Genomic DNA, 624 nt, shown 5'->3' on the forward strand with positions numbered 1-624 from the left:
TGGCCATCATCGGCCCGACCGGCATCGGCAAAAGTTGGTTGGCCTGTGCGATCGGCCACAAGGCCTGCCGTGATAACCGCTTCGTCCTCTACACCCGGTTGCCGCGGCTGATCGACGAGCTCACGCTGGCCAAAGGAGACGGCCGTATCGCCGCCCGCATGAAAAGCCTCGCCAAGGTCGAGTTGCTGATACTGGACGATTGGGGTCTGCAGCCACTCGACGGCAACGCCCGCCATCATCTCCTGGAAATCCTCGAGGACCGCTACGGTCAGCGCTCAACGCTCGTCACCAGCCAGCTTCCCGTGGCCCGTTGGCATCAGACCATAAACGATCCGACCTACGCCGACGCCATCCTGGACCGCCTCGTGCACAACGCACACCGGCTCGAACTCGAGGGTGAATCCATGCGTCGACCCGCAGCTGCAGCCGCTTGACCAAGGCGCCAACATAGGTGACATCCACGACCAACGATCAGGCGCTTCAACTGCGCGCGATCGTCGTTGGGGTGGACGGCCCCCGATACGGCATCAAAATGTGCCAGAGTGAGTCGTTGTGAACTCAAGCGAGGGGACCGTCCGTGGACCAGATTATCCGCATTGGTATCGACACGTCAAAGAGCGTTTT

Annotated in this window: 1 protein-coding gene; it reads left to right on the top strand. The window is 61.4% G+C overall.

Annotated elements, in window-relative coordinates:
* Positions 1–434, top strand: a 434-nt coding sequence (locus ACI3K3_RS25760) for an ATP-binding protein (protein WP_404918967.1), incomplete at its 5' end; no start/stop codon positions are given.
* Positions 435–624: the final 190 nt, after the last annotated feature.

Origin of the sequence: Novosphingobium sp. ZW T3_23 (genome assembly GCF_044987305.1) — a bacterium.
In the GTDB taxonomy this organism is placed as follows: Bacteria; Pseudomonadota; Alphaproteobacteria; order Sphingomonadales; family Sphingomonadaceae; genus Novosphingobium.